The organism is Tepidiphilus baoligensis, assembly GCF_012911495.1.
GTDB classification, from domain to species: domain Bacteria; phylum Pseudomonadota; class Gammaproteobacteria; order Burkholderiales; family Rhodocyclaceae; genus Tepidiphilus; species Tepidiphilus olei.
Genome location: NZ_JAAAUB010000006.1, coordinates 58,693 through 75,407 on the forward strand (window position 1 = coordinate 58,693; position 16,715 = coordinate 75,407).

Annotated in this window: 10 protein-coding genes, 3 tRNA genes and 1 pseudogene; 9 read left to right on the forward strand and 5 right to left on the reverse strand. The window is 67.6% G+C overall.

The genetic code is table 11. The annotated features are described in order from the left end of the window. The first annotated feature begins 173 nt into the window (after positions 1–173). The 4 genes from hrpA to GV368_RS05655 all read left to right on the forward strand — a co-directional run bounded on the left by hrpA (position 174) and on the right by GV368_RS05655 (position 4,645). The gene (gene hrpA / locus GV368_RS05640; protein ID WP_408033897.1) at positions 174–4,307 is read left to right on the forward strand and encodes an ATP-dependent RNA helicase HrpA; all 4,134 of its coding nucleotides are present in this window, start codon (positions 174–176) and stop codon (positions 4,305–4,307) included. Between the two features lie 61 nt (positions 4,308–4,368). Then, a tRNA-Gly gene (locus GV368_RS05645) sits at positions 4,369–4,444 on the forward strand. Positions 4,445–4,487: 43 nt separating this feature from the next. Continuing rightward, a tRNA-Cys gene (locus GV368_RS05650) sits at positions 4,488–4,561 on the forward strand. An 8-nt stretch (positions 4,562–4,569) separates the two neighbouring features. After that, positions 4,570–4,645 (forward strand) — tRNA-Gly (locus GV368_RS05655). A gap of 52 nt (positions 4,646–4,697) precedes the next feature. On the opposite strand, the gene GV368_RS05660 is transcribed toward GV368_RS05655, so the two are convergent. The 4 genes and pseudogenes from GV368_RS05660 to GV368_RS05675 form a co-directional block, all read right to left on the reverse strand. Then, positions 4,698–6,068, reverse strand: a complete 1,371-nt coding sequence (locus tag GV368_RS05660) for a TolC family outer membrane protein (RefSeq protein ID WP_169115826.1) — start codon at positions 6,066–6,068, stop codon at positions 4,698–4,700. Positions 6,069–6,085: 17 nt separating this feature from the next. Next, positions 6,086–6,295 (reverse strand): YgaP family membrane protein, encoded by a 210-nt coding sequence (locus GV368_RS05665; protein WP_142804355.1) that lies wholly within the window; start codon positions 6,293–6,295, stop codon positions 6,086–6,088. Next, a pseudogene (locus GV368_RS05670) lies at positions 6,292–9,503 on the reverse strand (efflux RND transporter permease subunit). Before GV368_RS05670 ends, GV368_RS05665 begins: the two are co-directional and overlap by 4 nt. A gap of 1 nt (position 9,504) precedes the next feature. Continuing rightward, entirely contained in the window at positions 9,505–10,548 is a 1,044-nt protein-coding gene (locus GV368_RS05675; protein ID WP_169115827.1) for an efflux RND transporter periplasmic adaptor subunit, read from the reverse strand. A 104-nt stretch (positions 10,549–10,652) separates the two neighbouring features. Between GV368_RS05675 and GV368_RS05680 the strand changes: the two genes are divergently transcribed. The 4 genes from GV368_RS05680 to GV368_RS05695 are packed head-to-tail and all read left to right on the forward strand — an operon-like array spanning position 10,653 to position 14,226. Beyond that, entirely contained in the window at positions 10,653–11,018 is a 366-nt protein-coding gene (locus GV368_RS05680) for an ArsR/SmtB family transcription factor (RefSeq protein WP_142810872.1), read from the forward strand. Beyond that, positions 11,015–11,428, forward strand: a complete 414-nt coding sequence (locus tag GV368_RS05685) for an archease (RefSeq protein WP_206673304.1) — start codon at positions 11,015–11,017, stop codon at positions 11,426–11,428. The genes GV368_RS05680 and GV368_RS05685 overlap by 4 nt, the downstream gene beginning before the upstream one ends. A gap of 10 nt (positions 11,429–11,438) precedes the next feature. Further along, on the forward strand, positions 11,439–12,869 hold the full coding sequence (locus GV368_RS05690) for an RtcB family protein (protein WP_169115828.1): 1,431 nt from the start codon (positions 11,439–11,441) through the stop codon (positions 12,867–12,869). Positions 12,870–12,888: 19 nt separating this feature from the next. Beyond that, positions 12,889–14,226, forward strand: a complete 1,338-nt coding sequence (locus GV368_RS05695; RefSeq protein ID WP_169115829.1) for a nicotinate phosphoribosyltransferase — start codon at positions 12,889–12,891, stop codon at positions 14,224–14,226. 17 nt (positions 14,227–14,243) lie between these two features. Here the strand turns inward: GV368_RS05695 and GV368_RS05700 are convergent, their stop codons facing one another. Then, positions 14,244–14,699, reverse strand: coding sequence for a DUF1178 family protein (locus tag GV368_RS05700; RefSeq protein ID WP_169115830.1), 456 nt, complete (start codon positions 14,697–14,699; stop codon positions 14,244–14,246). 169 nt (positions 14,700–14,868) lie between these two features. Between GV368_RS05700 and GV368_RS05705 the strand changes: the two genes are divergently transcribed. Continuing rightward, positions 14,869–16,485 (forward strand): methyl-accepting chemotaxis protein, encoded by a 1,617-nt coding sequence (locus GV368_RS05705; RefSeq protein WP_169115831.1) that lies wholly within the window; start codon positions 14,869–14,871, stop codon positions 16,483–16,485. The last annotated feature ends 230 nt before the right edge of the window (positions 16,486–16,715 follow it).

The following is a 16,715-nucleotide window of genomic DNA, read 5'->3' on the forward strand; positions in this document are numbered from 1 at the left end:
GGAATGCCGAAAACGCGATTCTAGCGCGACCGGGGCGTCGTGGCGCGTTGGGCGTCCCGCGGTGGCGGGAACCCGTCCGCTTTTTTCGCGGTCTTTGTCGAGATCCTTTTGCCCTTGGCCGCATTTTTGCGGCACAATCATCGATTTTTCCGAGCTTGTCCAACACACTGCCCGTGCTCGTCGAATCTGCTGAATCTTTCCGTGAGGCAGCTCGCCTCGACCTGAGCCGCTGTCTGTCACAGGATCGCGGACCGATCCTTGCGCTCCTCAAACGTCTGCGTCGCGCCAAGGGTGAAACGCGCGAGCGGCTCGCGAACCAGATCGCCCAGCGCCTGGAGCGATCCCAGGCCGCCTGGGAAGCGCGCCGCGCCCGCCGTTCCGCAGCGCCTTGCGCGCCCGATCTGCCGGTGAGCGAGCGCGCCGCCGAGCTGGAGGCGGCGATCCGCGCCCATCGCGTGGTGATCGTCTGCGGTGAGACCGGTTCGGGCAAGACGACGCAGCTGCCCAAGATCTGCCTTGCCGCCGGGCGCGGCATCGCCGGGCAGATCGCGCATACCCAGCCGCGCCGGATCGCCGCGCGCGCCACGGCCGAGCGCATCGCTCAAGAGCTGGGTTCCCCTTTGGGGCGGGACGTGGGCTACAAGGTGCGTTTCCACGACCGCACCTCGCCCGAATCGTACATCACCCTGATGACGGACGGCATTTTGCTGGCCGAGACGGCGAGCGACCCGTGGTTGTCGCGCTACGATACCATCATCATCGACGAGGCGCACGAACGCAGCCTCAACATCGACTTTCTGCTCGGTTATCTGCACCGCCTGCTCGCACGCCGCGAGGATCTCAAAGTGGTGATCACTTCGGCGACGATGGACGCCGAGCGCTTTGCGGCGCATTTCGCGCCGGTGGCGGGCGACGTTCCCATCCTCGAGGTGAGCGGGCGGCTCTATCCGATCGAGATCCGTTACCGTCCGGTGGAGGCGATCGACGGGGAGGATCTCGCCGTACTCGAAGGGGATGAGGGGGATGGAAAGCGCGCGGCGCGCGCTGCCGCCGAAGAGCGTGACCTTTTCGACGGGATCGTCGCCTGCGTCGAGGAAGCCTGGCGCGAGGGACCGGGGGACATTCTCGTCTTCTTGCCCGGAGAGCGCGAAATCCGGGAGGCCAAGGAGGCGCTGGAGCGCCGGGCGGCGGTGCGCGGCGGGTTCGAGATTCTGCCGCTCTTCGCCCGCCAGTCGGCGCAGGAGCAGGCGCGCGTCTTCCGGCGCGGGGCCCTGCCGCGGGTGATCTTGGCCACCAACGTGGCCGAGACCTCGCTCACGGTGCCGGGCATCCGCTATGTGATCGATACGGGGCTGGCGCGGGTCAAGCGCTATTCGCCGCGGCAGAAGGTCGAGCAGCTGCGGGTGGAGCGCATTTCGCAGGCGGCGGCCAACCAGCGCGCCGGGCGCTGCGGCCGGGTGATGGACGGGGTCTGCTTCCGGCTCTACGCGGAAGAGGACTTCGCTGCGCGCCCGGCGCACACCGACCCCGAGATCCTGCGATCCTCGCTCGCCGGGGTCATCCTGCGCATGCAGGCGCTGAATCTGGGCGAGATCGAGGGTTTTCCTTTTCTCGATCCGCCGGCGCCGCGTGCGGTCGAGGACGGCGTGCGCGAGCTGGTGGAGCTCTCGGCGCTCGATGCGGCCACCCGTACGCTCACCGAAGTGGGGCGAACGCTCGCGACGCTGCCGCTCGACCCCAAGATCGGGCGTCTGCTCGTGGCCGGGCGGCAGTACGGGTGCCTGGCCGAGATGCTGGTGCTCGCCGCGGCGCTGTCGGTGCAGGATCCGCGCGAGCGCCCCGCCGAGCAGCTCGCCCAGGCCGACCAGAAGCACGCCCTCTTTCGCGGGCGCGAGCGCGAGGCGCAGTCGGAATTTTATTGGTACCTCAACCTGTGGAAGACCTGGCGCGAGCTCGAGCGGCACGAGTCGACGAACAAGCAGCGTCAGTGGTGCCGGGCGCATTTCCTCTCCTGGCTGCGCATGCGTGAGTGGCGCGACGTCTGGACCCAGCTGCATGCGCTCGTCACCGAACACGGCTGGCGCGAGAACGAGCAGCCGGCCGGCTATGAGGCGGTGCATAAGGCGCTCATCGCCGGCCTCGTGCGTCACGTCGGGTTGAAACAGGAGGATGCGAGCGGGCCTCAGGCCGGGAGTTATCTCGGCGCCGGCGGCATTCGTTTCTGGATCCATCCGTCCTCGCCGCTCGCCAAGCGCGGGCCGAAGTGGGTGCTCGCCGCCGAACTGGTGGAGACGACGCGCCTCTATGCGCGCTGCGTCGCCCGCATCGAGCCGGCCTGGATCGAGGAAGTGGCGCCGTACCTCATCCGGCGCCAGCTGGAAGCGCCGCACTGGGCGAAGAGGATGGGCGAAGTGCGCGCCTGGGAGCGGGGCACCCTCTTCGGGCTGCCGATCTACGCGCAGCGCGCCGTGCCCTACCGCGACGTCGATCCCGTCCTGTGCCGCACCCTCTTCATCCGCGAGGCGCTGGTGGCGGGCGAAGTGGAACCGGCCGCCTTGTCGCGCATGAAGTTCCTGCAGCACAACCTGCGCCTCGTCGAGGAGATCGAGCGCCTGGAACAAAAGACGCGCCGGCCCGACGTGCTGGTCGACACCGCCCTGATCGAGGCTTTCTACGACCACCTGATCCCGCAGGACGTGGTCGATTTGGCGAGTTTCGAAGCCTGGCGCAAGCAGGCCGAGCGCAGTGCGCCCAAGCTGCTCCATCTCACGCGCGAGCAGCTCATGCGGCACGAGGCGGCCGGGGTTACCACCGAGCGCTTCCCTTCCGCCTTCCTTCTCTACGGTCAGCCGCTCGCGCTCGAATACAAGCACGATCCGGCGGCCAAGGACGACGGGGTGACGCTGGTGGTGCCGCTTGCCTTGCTCAACCAGGTGCCGGCGGCGCGCTGCGAGTGGTTGGTGCCGGGGCTTTTGGAGGACAAGGTACTGCGGCTGTTGAAGACGCTGCCGCAGAAACACCGCCATCGCCTGCAGCCGCTGCCGGAGCAGGCCAAGGCGTTCTGTGCCGCCGTCGAGGCGGGCGAAATCGCCGCCGATCGGCCGCTGCTCGAAGCGCTGCGCGCCTTCGTGGAAGCACGCACGCAACTGCCCACGCCCGAGGCGGCATTCCGTCCCGAAGCGTTGCCGCCGTATTGTTTCATGAACTTCCGCGTCGAGGGGCCGGACGGGCGTATCCTCGCCCAAGGGCGTTCGCTCACCGAGTTGCGTGCGCAGCTGGGCGAGACGGTGCGCTCGCGTTTTGCCGAACTGGGATGTTTGCTTACGGCCAAAGCGGGGGACACGGGAGCGCTTTCGTCCCCGAACGACGGCGATACGGGCGCGGTTCTAGCGCGAGCGCACGGCAAGCGAGCGGAACCTTCATCCGCCGCGGGGATGGAGGGAAGCCGCGTCCCGACGCCAACCAAGGCAACCTCCTGGGAGTTTGGCACCCTGCCGGAACTCGTCGAGGTGGAGATCGACGGTGTCACCGCCATCGGTTTTCCCGCGCTGGAGGACGTAGGCGATGGCGTGCGGCTGCGCGCCTGCGACACGGAGGAAGAGGCCGAGGCCATGCACCGGCGCGGCGTGCTGCGCCTGCTGCGTTTCGCGCTCAAGGAGGCGGTACGGGCCATCGAGCGCCATCCCGACTGGCGTACGCTCGCCATCGCCTGGATGCCGTATGGCAACGAGGCGGAACTGCGCGAGGCGGTGATCGAGGCGAGCCTTGCGCGCGTCTGCCTCGAGGGAGAGCTGCCGCGCGACGCGCAGGCTTTTGCCGCGCGCGTGACCGCGGGCAAGGAACGCCTGGTGCTGGTGGCGCAGGAGCTCATGCGCCTGCTCGCGCAGTGGCTCACCGAACGCCGTGCGCTCGAAAAACGCCTGGAGACGCTGCGCCGGGCGCATCCCGAAGTCGTCGCCGACGTCGAAGCCCAGCTCGCGGCGCTCTTCCCGCCGCGTTTCCTCGCGACGATTCCCTGGGAGCGGTTGCAGCACTACGGGCGCTACCTCAAGGCGATCGGCGTGCGCCTCGACAAATTGCAGAAAGATCCCGCCCGCGACCGGCAATGGGCCCAGTCCTGGCGCCAAGTGGCCGGCCCCTGGGAGCGCGCCTGGCGGGAGGCCAAAGGCCGGCCTTCGGCCTTTCTCGAGGAATTTCGTTGGTTGCTCGAAGAGCTGCGCGTGGGGCTCTTCGCCCAGGAACTGAAGACGCCGGTGCCGGTGAGCGTCAAGCGGCTGGAGAAGATGTGGCAGGCAGGGGCGAGATGATCGCAGGGCGCTGACTATTGACAAGGGGTGAGGCGTTTACTTACAATTGTACTTCTCGCGGGCGGGAATAGCTCAGTTGGTAGAGCACGACCTTGCCAAGGTCGGGGTCGCGAGTTCGAGTCTCGTTTCCCGCTCCAAGCGGTTACTTCGGGCGCGAGTCCGTAAGGAATCGGCGTCTGCGGCGCGGTGGCAGAGTGGTTATGCAGAGGACTGCAAATCCTTGGACGTCGGTTCGATTCCGGCCCGCGCCTCCAGAATCTACGCGGGAATAGCTCAGTTGGTAGAGCACGACCTTGCCAAGGTCGGGGTCGCGAGTTCGAGTCTCGTTTCCCGCTCCAGTCTCACCGAGAAAGCCCTGGCCAAAAGCCGGGGCTTTTTCCGTTCGGGCGCTCAGCGTTGCAGTGCGGCGTCGACCGCCGCGAGTCGTTCTTCGTCCAGCCGGCCGGCGAGCGCCTGGAGCTTCAGGCGGTTCTGAAGGACCTCGGTTCGTGCCTGCAGCAGCGCGAGCCGCGCTGCGTCGAGATCGTTCTCGGCGTTCAAAAGATCGAGCGTGGTGCGATCGCCCACTTCGTGTCCGAGCCGGGTGGCGTCGAGGCGCGCCTCGCTCGCCGTGACTGCTTCTTCAAGGGCGGTCACGCGCGCATGGGCCGTCTGCAGCGCGAGCCAGGCAGCGCGCACCTGTTGCCCCACCTGCTGGCGTATCCATTCGAGCTCGGCCCGGGCACGATCTTCGAGCTTGAGCGCTTCTTGCAGCTTGGCGCTGCGGTATCCCCCGCTGTAGAGGGGGACATTGACTTGCACCCCGATCACGTGCTGGGTCTGGCTCACGCTGGCTGAGCCGTAATCGCCGTCGCCGCTCACGTAGTCACGCCCGGCCTGGGCGACGAGCTCGACCGTGGCATCGGCCGCCGCGCGGTATTTTTCCACTTCCTTGTGGGCGATCTCGACTCTGGCCTGCGCGAGGCGCAGCAAGGGGTTGGCGGCGAGCGCCGCTTCCTGCCAATGCGCCAGCGGTTCGAGCGGCGCTTGCGGCAGCACGGCGGCCGACGGCGGCAAGGGGTCGAGCTGGGCCGATTCCAGGCCCGTGGCGTCGGCGAGTGCCGCCTGCGCCACTTCCCGTTCACTTTCGGCAGCCACGAGCTGCGCCTGCAGAGTGCGGGCGCGGGCGGTGGCCTCGTGCGTGTCGAGGATGGGAAGGTCTCCGGCGGCGTAGCGGTCCTTGGCCTCGGCGAGCGCCCGTTCCACCGCCTCCAGCTGGCGGCGCAGCAACGCTTGCCGGCGTTCGGCCACGACGAGCTGGAAGTAACTCTCGACCACCTGCAACATCAATTCCTGGCGCGCGCCCAGCCATTCGACTTCGGCGGCGTCGGCGCCGAGCGTGAGCTGTTTGCTCTGCGCCAAGCGCTCGCCATGGATGAGCGGCTGGCGCGCCGTGACGTTCCACTGGGTGGCGGTTCCGTTGTCGATCGAGGTCTTGAAGGTGACGTGCCGCGAAGGCGTCATACCGGGGGCCGCGAAGTAGGCTCCTTTCGTGTCGGATTCGAGCGAACGCACCCCCGCGCCGCCGCCCACGCTCACCGACGGGCGCCACAGGGCGCTCGCCTGTTCGCGCTGCGTGCGGCCGGCCTCCAGCGAAGCCTGCGCCATCGCCATGCGGGGGTCGTGCTCTCGCGCCGCCTGCCAGGCTTGCATCAAGTCGAGGGCATGCGCCGCGGGCAGCGGCAGGGCGAGCAGCAGGGCCGACCAGCGAGAAAGGCGCATCGCGGCGTCCTCCGGTTTCAGCAGCCGCCCGGCACGCCGAGCTTGCGCAGGATGATTTCCAAGGGGCACCACCGGGTGAATCCGCTCTGCAGCAGGTTCAGGCCGACGAAAGCGGTGAAGGCGAGCCACCACTGGCTCATGAACAGCGGGCTCGCGGGCGCGCCCAAGAGCAGCGAGACGAGGATGAAAGTGCCGGCGAAGATGCGGACGATGCGCCAGGACGTCATGATGGTTCTCCTTGGTTGGGACGGGAACGGCGATAAGCCATGTAGTAGAGGGTGGGGATGACGACGAGGGTGAGCAGGGTCGAGGCGAAGATGCCGAAGATGAGTGAGATCGCCAGGCCGTTGAAGATCGGATCGTCGAGGATGAAGAACGCGCCGATCATGGCCGCCAGGGCCGTGAGCAGGATCGGCTGGGCGCGCGTGATCGCCGAGCGCACGATGGCCCGCTCGAGCGGCACGCCTTCGCTCACTTGCAGCCGGATGAAATCGACGAGCAGGATGGAGTTGCGCACGATGATGCCGGCGAGCGCGATCATGCCGATCATGCTGGTGGCGGTGAATTGCGCCCCGAGCAGCGCGTGCCCCGGCATCACGCCGATGAGGGTGAGGGGGATCGGCGCCATGATGACGAGGGGTACGAGGTAGGAGCCGAAGTGGGCCACCACCAGCAGGTAGATGAGCACCAGCCCCACGGCGTAGGCGGCGCCCATGTCGCGGAAGGTCTCGTAGGTGATCTGCCATTCGCCATCCCATTGTAGCTGTAGCCGCGCAGCGCATCCTCGGGCTGGCGGATGAAGTGCTCCTCGAGGTGGCCCCCGTCGGGAGCGACGATCTCACCGATCGCCCCGCGCATGGCGAACATGCCGTAGAGGGGACTGTCGATGTGTCCGGCCATGTCACCGACGACATAGACCACCGGCAGGAGGTCTTTGTGGTAGATCGGCTCTTCGCGCAGCGTGTCGCTCACCGTGACGAGTTCGCGCAGCGGCACGAGCCGCCCGTCGGGCCCGCGCACGGCGAGCCGCAGCAGCGCGTCCAGCTCGCCATGGGCTTCGGCGGGCAGCTGCAGCACGACGGGGGCCGGGTATTTGCTCGCGTCGTGCAGGTAGGTCGATGGCAGTCCGGCCAGCCCCGCCTGCAGGGTGGTGACGATCGCCTGTTGCGAGATACCGGCCAGCGCCGCCTTGCGCCGGTCGACGAGGAGGAGTTTTCTCGGCGCCTCGGCGATCGTGCTGTCGTCGATGTCGACGATCCCCGCGGTGCGCTCGAACACGGCGCGCATGGCCTTGGCCACGGCCCTGCGCCCCGCGGCCTCCGGGCCATAGATCTCGGCGACGATGGGCGAGAGCACCGGCGGACCCGGCGGCACTTCCACCACCTTGACGTTGGCGCCCATGCGCCGCCCGATCTCCTGCAGCGCCGGGCGCAGCCGGGTGACGATGGCGTGGCTCTGTTCGTGGCGCAGATGCTTGTCGACCAGATTCACCTGGATGTCGCCGACCTCGCCGCCGGCGCGCAGGTAGTACTGGCGTACCAGTCCATTGAAGTTGATGGGCGAGGCGGTGCCGGCATAGGCCTGGTAGTCGGTCACTTCCGGCTGACGGGCAAGGAACGCCCCCAGTTCGTGCAGCACCGCCGCCGTGCGCTCGAGCGGCGTGCCAGCGGGCATGTCCACCACCACCTGGAATTCGGATTTGTTGTCGAAAGGCAGCATCTTCATGAGAACGAGCCCCGTGGCCGGAAGCGCGAGCGAGGCGCCGATCGCCGCGAGCACGAAGAGCGCGAGTACGCCCCGGTTCCTTGCCCCGCGCCGCTCGTCGAGCAGCGGCCGGAAGATGCGCTCGAAGAGCGGGGTGATGCGCTCGCCGAGACCGGTCTTCACCTGGCCGTGTCCGCGCAACCACAGGCGCGACAGCCAAGGCGTGACGGTGAAGGCGATGGCGAGCGAAATGAGCATGCCCATGCTGGCGTTGATCGGGATGGGGCTCATGTAGGGGCCCATGAGGCCGGTGACGAAGGCCATGGGCAGCAGCGCCGCGATCACCGTGAGGGTGGCGAGGATGGTGGGGCCGCCCACCTCGTCCACCGCGGCCGGGATGAGGCGCGCGAGCGGCGCGTCCGGTTGCAGCAGGTGATGGCGGTGGATGTTCTCCACCACCACGATGGCGTCGTCGACCAGGATGCCGATGGAGAAGATGAGCGCGAAGAGCGAGACGCGGTTGAGCGTGAACCCCCATGCCCAGGAGGCGAAGAGCGTGGCCATGAGGGTGAGCACCACGGCGAGCCCCACGATGGCCGCCTCGCGCCGCCCCAGGGCGAAGAAGACGAGCGCCACCACGGAAGCGGTGGCGAAGAGCAGTTTCTTGATGAGCGTCTGTACCTTGTCGTTGGCGGTGACGCCGTAGTTGCGCGACACCGTCATCTCCACCCCGGCGGGCACGATGGTGTTGTGCAGCATCTCGGCGCGACGGATCACCGCCTCGGCCACGTCGATGGCGTTCTCGCCGGGTTTCTTCGTGACGGCGATCGTCACCGCGGGGAATTCCCCACCGCCCGCCGCCTCGGCGCGGCCGTGCCAGACGTAGCGTTCGGGCGGCGGCGGACCGTCTTGCACCTCGGCCACCTCGCGCAGGAAGACCGGACGACCCTCATGCACGCCCACCACCAGCTCGCCCACTTCCTCGGCGCTGGCAAGGAACGGCCCGGTTTCCACGGCGACGGTGGCATCTCCTTGCACCAGTTCCCCCGCCGGCAGGCCGGAGTTGGCCGAGCGCAGGGCGGCGTGGAGATCCTGGACGGTGACGCCGCTGCCGGCCATCTTCACCGGATCGAGGCGCACGAGCACGGCCCGTCCGGGCCCGCCGATCGTCTGCACCTCGCGCGTGCCGGGTACCCGCTTGAGCTCGATCTCCATGCTGTGGGCGACGCGTTCGAGATCGAACGCCCCCTGCCGCGGGTCGGTGGCGTAGAGCGTGAGCGTAACGATGGGCACGTCGTCGATGCCCTTGGGTTTGATGATCGGCTCGAGCACGCCCAGATCGCGCGGTAGCCAATCGGTATGGGTGCGCAGCGTGTCGTGCAGCCGCACCAGGGCCACGATGCGCGGCACTCCCACCTTGAACTGCACCGTGAGGATGGCCAGACCCGGGCGCGAGACGGAGGTGACGTGTTCGATCCCCTCCATCTGGGCAAGCACCTGTTCGGCGGGCGAAGCCACCATCTGTTCGACGTCGGCCACCGCTGCCCCGGGGAAGGGAATGAGGACGTTGGCCATGGTCACGTTGATCTGCGGCTCCTCCTCGCGCGGCGTGACCAGCACGGCGAAGAGCCCCATGAGCAAGGCGATGAGCGCGAGCAGCGGCGTGATCTGCGCGCTCTGGAATTGCGCGGCGATACGACCGGAGAGGCCGAGCGGGCGCGGCGTGCTCATCTCAGCGTACCCTCGCGGCGCGCTCGGGGTTCGTCACCACGCGATCGCCTTCATCGATCCCGCTGAGGATCTCGATGCGCTCGCCCTCGGTTCGCCCCAGACGCACTTGCCGCAGTATGGGTTTGCCGTCACGATCGAGCACATAGAGGCCGGTCATTTCGGCGCGGCGCACCACGGCGCTCGCCGGCACGAGGAAACGCCGCCCTTCGCCCGTGCCCGGGCTGCGCCAGGAGAGCCGCGCGAAGAGCCCCGGTTTGAGGCCATGTACCTCGGACGGAAGCGCCAGACGCAGCTGGACCGTGTGGGTGGAAGGATCCGCCGCGGGAAAGATCTGCACCCGTTCGGCGGGAAGATGCAAGACAGGAAAGCCGGGAACTTCCACGTCCACCGTTCCCCCCGGTACCAGGGTGCTCGCCTCGCTCTGGGCGGCGACGGCGGTGACGCGCAGCGCGCCCGGATCGTAGAGACGCACCAGCGGCCGGCCGGGAAGTGCCGTCTCGCCCAGCACCACCGGCACTTCGCTCACGATGCCGTCGTAGGGCGCGGTGACCCGATGGTATCCCGCTTGCGTGCGCACGGCTTTGGCTTGCGCCTCGAGCGCGGCCACGCGCGCCTGGGCCGCGTCGCGCTGGGCGCGGGCGCGGTCGAACGCCGCCTCGCTGATATAGGCTTTCTCGAAAAGGCGCCGCTGGCGCTCGTATTCCTTGAGAGCGACCTGGAGCTCGGCACGCGCGGCCTGGACCTGGGCCGCACTGGCCGCGGCCTGATCCTCGGCGGCGCGCGGATCGATGCGCACCAGTTCTTCACCGGCCCGCACGCGTAGCCCCACTTCCGCCGGCCGGGCGACGACCACCCCGGCCACCTGCGCCGTCATCAGCGTGTCGCGCACCGCCTCGACCGTACCCTCAGCGCTGTGGCGCGCGGACTCGCGCTCGACTTGCACGGGTACGGCCTCGAGTTCGGCCTCGGGCGCCGCCAGCAGCCCCGCGCCATGGCTCAGCATGCCGGCAAGGAACGCCAGCAGGGCGATGCGCCTCAGTGCCATATTTTTCTCCGTTGAACATCCCTTGATTTCATTATTTAACTGTTTGACTAAATAGTCAAGTAGTGTTCGAATCGCGACATCGACTGCTACAACGGAGCCCGTCCATGGAAAAAATTCCTCCCGAGATCATGGCGCAGGTGGCGAGCTACTTCCAGGTACTCTCCGAGCCCACGCGCCTGCACATCCTCAACCTGTTGCAGGAGGGGGAGTGCAGCGTCGGTGAAATCGCGCAGCGCTGCGGCTATACTGCAGCCAACATTTCGCGCCACCTCTCGCTCATGACCAAGCACGGATTGCTCGAGCGCAGGCGCCAGGGCACGACCGTCTATTACCGCATCGCCGATCCCTCGGTCTATGCCCTGTGCGAGCTGGTGTGTGGCAATCTGGCACGGCGCCTGCTGCAGGCGGCGCAGGTTCCGGGGGGATGGTCGCAAGATGCGTCCCCCATGGGGCATCGAGGAGAGCCATGAGCGCTTGGGAACACTTCGAACATGAAGCGGACATCGGCGTGCGCGGGCGCGGCGCCACGCTCGCGGAGGCGTTCGCGCAGGCGGCGCTCGCACTCACGGCCATCGTCACCGACCCGGCCCTCGTCGCGCCGCGCGTGCCGGTGACGATCCGCTGCGAGGCGCCCGATCCGGAGTTCCTTCTCGTCGACTGGCTCAATGCCCTGATCTACGAGATGGCCACGCGCCACATGCTCTTTTCCCGCTACGAGGTGCGCCTCGAAGGCGATCGGCTGGAGGCCACCGCCTGGGGCGAACCGGTGGATCGGTCGCGGCACCAGCCGGCGGTCGAGCCGAAAGGAGCGACGTTCACCGCGCTCCAGGTGGCGCGACAAGGGGAAGAATGGATCGCACAATGCGTCGTGGACGTATAGGAGACGAGCCATGGACCTGAAAGGCTTCGAACGACTCGGTCCCTGTCACTGGCGGCTCGCGCCGCGCGGGGCGATGCGCGTGCCGGTGGAGATCTTCGCCGACGAGGCGCTGCTGCAGGCGATGGACGACAAGGTGCGCGAGCAGGCGGCGAACGTCGCCACCTTGCCCGGCATCGTGCGCGCCTCTTACGCCATGCCCGATGCGCACTGGGGCTATGGCTTTCCCATCGGCGGGGTGGCCGCTTTTGATCCGGACGAAGGCGGGGTGGTTTCGGCCGGCGGCGTCGGCTTCGACGTGAGCTGCGGCGTGCGCTGCCTGCTCACGGGCTTGCCGGTCGAAGCGATCCTCGAAGTTCAGGAACCTTTGGCCGAAGCGCTCTTTGCGGCGATCCCCGCGGGCGTGGGTAGCACGGGGCAGATTCGCCTGTCGGATGCGGAAATGGACGCCATGCTGCGCGGCGGGGCGCGCTGGGCGGTGGCGCAGGGCTACGGCGAAGCCGCCGATCTGGAGCGCATCGAGGAGCACGGCTGCATGGCCGGGGCCGATCCCAAGGCCGTCTCGGCGCAGGCCAAGAAGCGCCAGCGCGAGGAGATGGGCACGCTCGGCTCGGGCAACCACTACCTCGAAGTGCAGCGCGTGGCTGAGATCTACGACGAGGCCACGGCGGCGGCCTTTGGTCTGGCGTGCGATCAGGTGGTCGTGAGCATCCACTGCGGCTCGCGCGGTCTGGGGCACCAGATTGGCACCGAATACCTCAAGGAGATGGCACTGGCGGCGAAGAGCTACGGTATCGTTCTGCCGGACCGGGAACTGGCCTGCGCGCCCATCACTTCGTCCGTGGGGCAGCGCTATCTGGGCGCCATGCGCGCGGCCATCAACTGCGCGCTCGCCAACCGCCAAATCCTCACCCACCTCACCCGCCGCGTCTTCGCCCAATTCTTCCCCGGCGTCGCCCTGCCGCTCCTCTACGACGTCTCGCACAACACCTGCAAGGTGGAGACGCACGAGGTCGACGGGCGCAGGCGATCGCTCTACGTGCATCGCAAGGGGGCGACGCGCGCTTTCGGTCCGGGGCATCCGGAACTACCGGAGGCGCTGCGTGCCGTGGGTCAGCCGGTGCTCATCGGCGGCAGCATGGGCACGGCCTCCTACGTGCTCGTCGGCACCCGCGAGAGCGAAGCGCTCGCCTTCAGTTCGGCCTGCCACGGCGCCGGCCGAGCGATGAGCCGGCAGCAGGCGCTCAAGCGCTGGCAGGGGCGGGAAGTGGTGGAGGCGCTCGCGCGCCGCGGCGTGATCGTGCGCAGCCCCTCGTTTCGCGGCGTGGCCGAAGAGGCACCCGAAGCGTACAAGGACGTGAGCGCCGTGGTCGATGCGGCCGACCGCGCCGGGCTCGCGCGCAAGGTGGCCAAGCTCGTGCCGCTGGTGTGCATCAAAGGATGAATGGGAGAAAGGACCCCTGATGGACAGTGAACGCAGCCTGCTTCTGACCGATCTCTATCAACTGACCATGCTCCAGGGCTATTTCGCGCGCGGCATGCATGATACTGCCGTGTTCGAACTCTTCGTGCGCAAGCTCCGCCCCGGGCGAAACTTCCTCGTGGCCGCCGGCATCGAGCCGCTGGTCGAATTTCTCGAACAGGCCCGCTTCAGCGCCGACGAGATCGACTGGCTGCGCGCGAGCGGCCGCTTCTCGGTGGAATTTCTCGACTGGCTGGCCGATTGGCGCTTCACCGGCGATGTCGAGGCCATGCCCGAAGGCACCATTTTCTTTCCGAACGAACCGGTGGTGCGCATCACCGCGCCGTTGCCGCAGGCCCAATTGATCGAGAGCCGGCTCATCAACCTGCTCAACTTTCAAACCCTCATCGCCTCCAAGGCCGTCCGCTCGGTGCTCGTCGCTCCGGGAAAGACCCTCGTCGACTTCGGCCTGCGCCGCGCGCACGGGGCCGAAGCCGGCGTACTCGCGGCCCGTTCGGCCTGGCTCACCGGTTTTTCCGGCACGGCCACGGTGCTCGCCGGCCAGCGCTACGGCATTCCGCTCTACGGCACCATGGCGCACTCTTACATCCAAGCGCACGACGACGAAATGGAGGCTTTCCGCGATTTCGCCCGGGCGCAGCCGGCCAACGTGGTGCTGCTCATCGACACCTACGACACGGAAGCGGCGGCGCACAAGGTGGTGGCGCTCGCCAAGGAGCTCGAACCCGAGGGAATCCGCATTCAAGGGGTGCGCATCGACAGCGGCGATCTGGGCGAGCTCGCCCGCCGCGTGCGCCGCATCCTCGACGAGGGGGGCTTGCAGCGCACCATCGTCTTCGCCAGTGGCGATCTGGACGAATACCGTGTGCGCGAACTGCTCGCCCAGGGCGCGCCCATCGACGGCTTCGGCATCGGCACCAAGCTCGACACGTCTGCCGACGTCCCCTATCTCGACTGCGCCTACAAGCTCGAGGAATACGCCGGCAAACCGCGCCGCAAGCGCTCCGCCGGCAAGGCGACCTGGCCGGGACGCAAACAAGTGTGGCGTCGCTACGATGCCCAAGGGCGCATGGCGGGCGACGTGGTGGGGCTGGCGCACGAAGCGCAGGAGGGCGAACCGCTGCTCGTTCCCGTGATGCGCGGCGGGCGCCGGCTCGATACGCTCGCCGGGCTCAGGGCGGCGCGCGAGCACGCTGCCGCCCAGTTGAGTACGCTTCCGCAGCCGTTGCGCGCCTTGGAAGACGCGCCACCCTACCCGGTGGAGATCTCCGGGGAATTACAGGCGCTGGCGGCGCGGCTCGATGCCGAGGCGCATTGAGGCTTGGCGCTTACGGCTCAGTGCATGTCTTCGTCGAGTGGCGGTAGAGGCAACACCTCGATGCCTTCCTCGAGCAAGGAGAGGAATTCTTCGGTGCTACTCTGGCCCCGGATGGGGCGCGCATCGGCTTCGCCCCGGTGGATGCGGCGCGCTTCTTCGGGAAAACGCGCCCCTACGTCTTCGGCTTGGCGCCCCAGGGCACGCAGCGTCTGCCACAGGTGCGCCAGACGCGCATCTTCGGCGGGGGGCGGTGGCGCCGGCGCGGTCGCCGGCAGGGAGGAAGGTTCGCGCATCTCCCCGCCGCGCTCGCCGGTATGCACATAGGGCGCGCTGGGCAGGCGGCGCACCTCCTTGCTGCCGCACATCGGGCAATGCACCGCACCCTGCGCCAGTTGGGATTCCAGCGCCTCGGCCGAAGGGAACCACCCCTCGAAACGGTGCGCCGCAGCGCACAGCAGATCGACGACGATCACCGATTTTCCCCGCGCAAATCGAAATGGCCAATCATAGCATGCTCCGTCTTGCCCATTCGGATGCCGCGGCAAGGCAAAAAATTCGTGCCGGGGCCGCCGGGGGCTCAAGTTTTTGCTCCGGCGGCCGATAATCAACGAAGTCGAACCTCGAATCTCTGGGAGCAAAGCGATGGCGATCAAACTGCGAACCGCCCTCATGGCCAGCATGGGAGCGATCGTTCTCGGCAGCGTGGCCACGGGCTGGGTTTCTTGGTACACGCGCGACATGCTCGCCGGGCACCTGCTCACGACGCAGACGGTCATTCTGCCCAATACCGTCGCCATGCGCGAGGCGAACCGCGCGGGTATCCAATTACAGGCCACCGCCAGGGGGGTCGTGCTGCTCCCCGAGGATGCGCAGGCCAAGGAAAACTTGCGCAAAGGGGTGGATGAATTTCCCCGCCTGCTCGAAGATGTGATCGCCAAAGCCCGACGCAAGGAAGTCCGGGAAGACCTCCAAGGGATGCTCACCGATTGGAAAAGCCGCGTCGTGCCGGCCGTGCAGCGGCTGCAGGCGGCCGTAGAGCGCGGCGACGTCGAGGCGGCGCGCCAAATCCTGCTGCAAGAGCTCAATCCTGCCTGGCGCGACATCAAGGTTCGGCTCGAAAAGCGCATCGCCTGGCGCGAAAAGGCCAATGACGAGGAATTCGAGAAATATCGCCGCGAGGCGACGTTCTGGTCCACCTTGGTGACGGCCTCCTCCGCGGCGCTGGTCGTTTTTGCACTGGCTTTGGGCATCGTGATGGATCGTGTTTTGCGCCGCCGTCTGGCCGAGGCCGAAGAGGCGGTGGACGCCGTGGTCGATCGGCGCGATCTCACCGCCGTGCTGCCGCCCGCCTCCAACGACGAACTCGGCCAAATCATCGCCGCCATCGGGCGGCTGCGCGACGCCATCCGTGAGCTCGTCCTGGCGCAACGCAGCGTCTTGGCCCGCGTGCGGACCGCGGCCGAGGAGCAGAGCGCGGACGCGGCCGAAGCCCGCCGTGCCGCCGCCATGGCCGCCGAGAACGCGGAGAAGATGGCTGCGGCCATCGAAGAACTCTCGGCCAACATCGACCGGCTCAACGAAATGGCTCATCTTGCCGACGAGCGCGCCGCGCAATCGCAGCAACGCAGCCTTGCCGGTGCGGCCATCATCGAGCGCACGGCGCACCAGATGCGCGGCATCGTCGAGATCACGCAACGGGCGGGAACCGCCGTCTCGGCCCTCATCGAACAGGCTCAGCACATCTCCTCCATCGCCCAAACGATCCAGGAAATCGCCGATCAAACCAATCTCCTCGCCTTGAACGCCGCCATCGAGGCCGCGCGGGCCGGAGAATACGGGCGCGGCTTTGCCGTAGTCGCCGACGAAGTGCGCAAGCTCGCCGAACGCACTGCCGCCTCTACCCGCGAGATCCGCGAGATCATCGACCAGGTCCAGCAGCAATCCAACGACGCCAGCGCTCAGATGGCCCAAGTGCGCGAGCGGGTGGAGGAGGGCGAAACGCTCGCCGCGCAGGTCGAGGACGAGTTGCACGCCATCTCGTCGGTGATCGATGCGGCGCGCGAAGCCGTCTCCTCCATGTCGCACGCCATCGAAGAGCAAGCCAAGGCGGCGCAACTTCTGGCCCAGCAGGTCGAGCAGGCGGCGAAAGCAGCCGACGGGGCGGCCGAGCGGGCCAGCGACAGCGAAGAAAAGGCAAAACTCCTCCTGGAAACCGCGCGTCAGGCCGAACAGGGGTTACAGCAGTCTTTCCGTGCGTGAGCGTCATGCCACGATGGGAAAGAGTAGGCATTCGTCGGGTGTGGTCATGCCTCGTCGGGGCGGGGCTGTCTCCCCGTCTATAGCCATTATCCCAAAGAGAAATACTAATAGCATATGATATAATCATCACCCACGGGGCTCGAGCGTCGTTCCCGGTGGACACGTTTCAGGGTCCGCTCCGCCATTTGATCGAACGGTCGATGCAAAACCGATCGAGTACCGCTTTCACG

Coding starts and splice junctions, on each gene's coding strand:
- GV368_RS05660 (WP_169115826.1), bottom strand. CDS start 6,068: ATGCGCCTTTCTCGCTGGTCGGCCCTGCTGCTCGCCCTGCCGCTGCCC.
- GV368_RS05665 (WP_142804355.1), bottom strand. CDS start 6,295: ATGACGTCCTGGCGCATCGTCCGCATCTTCGCCGGCACTTTCATCCTC.
- GV368_RS05675 (WP_169115827.1), bottom strand. CDS start 10,548: ATGGCACTGAGGCGCATCGCCCTGCTGGCGTTCCTTGCCGGCATGCTG.
- GV368_RS05680 (WP_142810872.1), top strand. CDS start 10,653: ATGGAAAAAATTCCTCCCGAGATCATGGCGCAGGTGGCGAGCTACTTC.
- GV368_RS05685 (WP_206673304.1), top strand. CDS start 11,015: ATGAGCGCTTGGGAACACTTCGAACATGAAGCGGACATCGGCGTGCGC.
- GV368_RS05690 (WP_169115828.1), top strand. CDS start 11,439: ATGGACCTGAAAGGCTTCGAACGACTCGGTCCCTGTCACTGGCGGCTC.
- GV368_RS05695 (WP_169115829.1), top strand. CDS start 12,889: ATGGACAGTGAACGCAGCCTGCTTCTGACCGATCTCTATCAACTGACC.
- GV368_RS05705 (WP_169115831.1), top strand. CDS start 14,869: ATGGCGATCAAACTGCGAACCGCCCTCATGGCCAGCATGGGAGCGATC.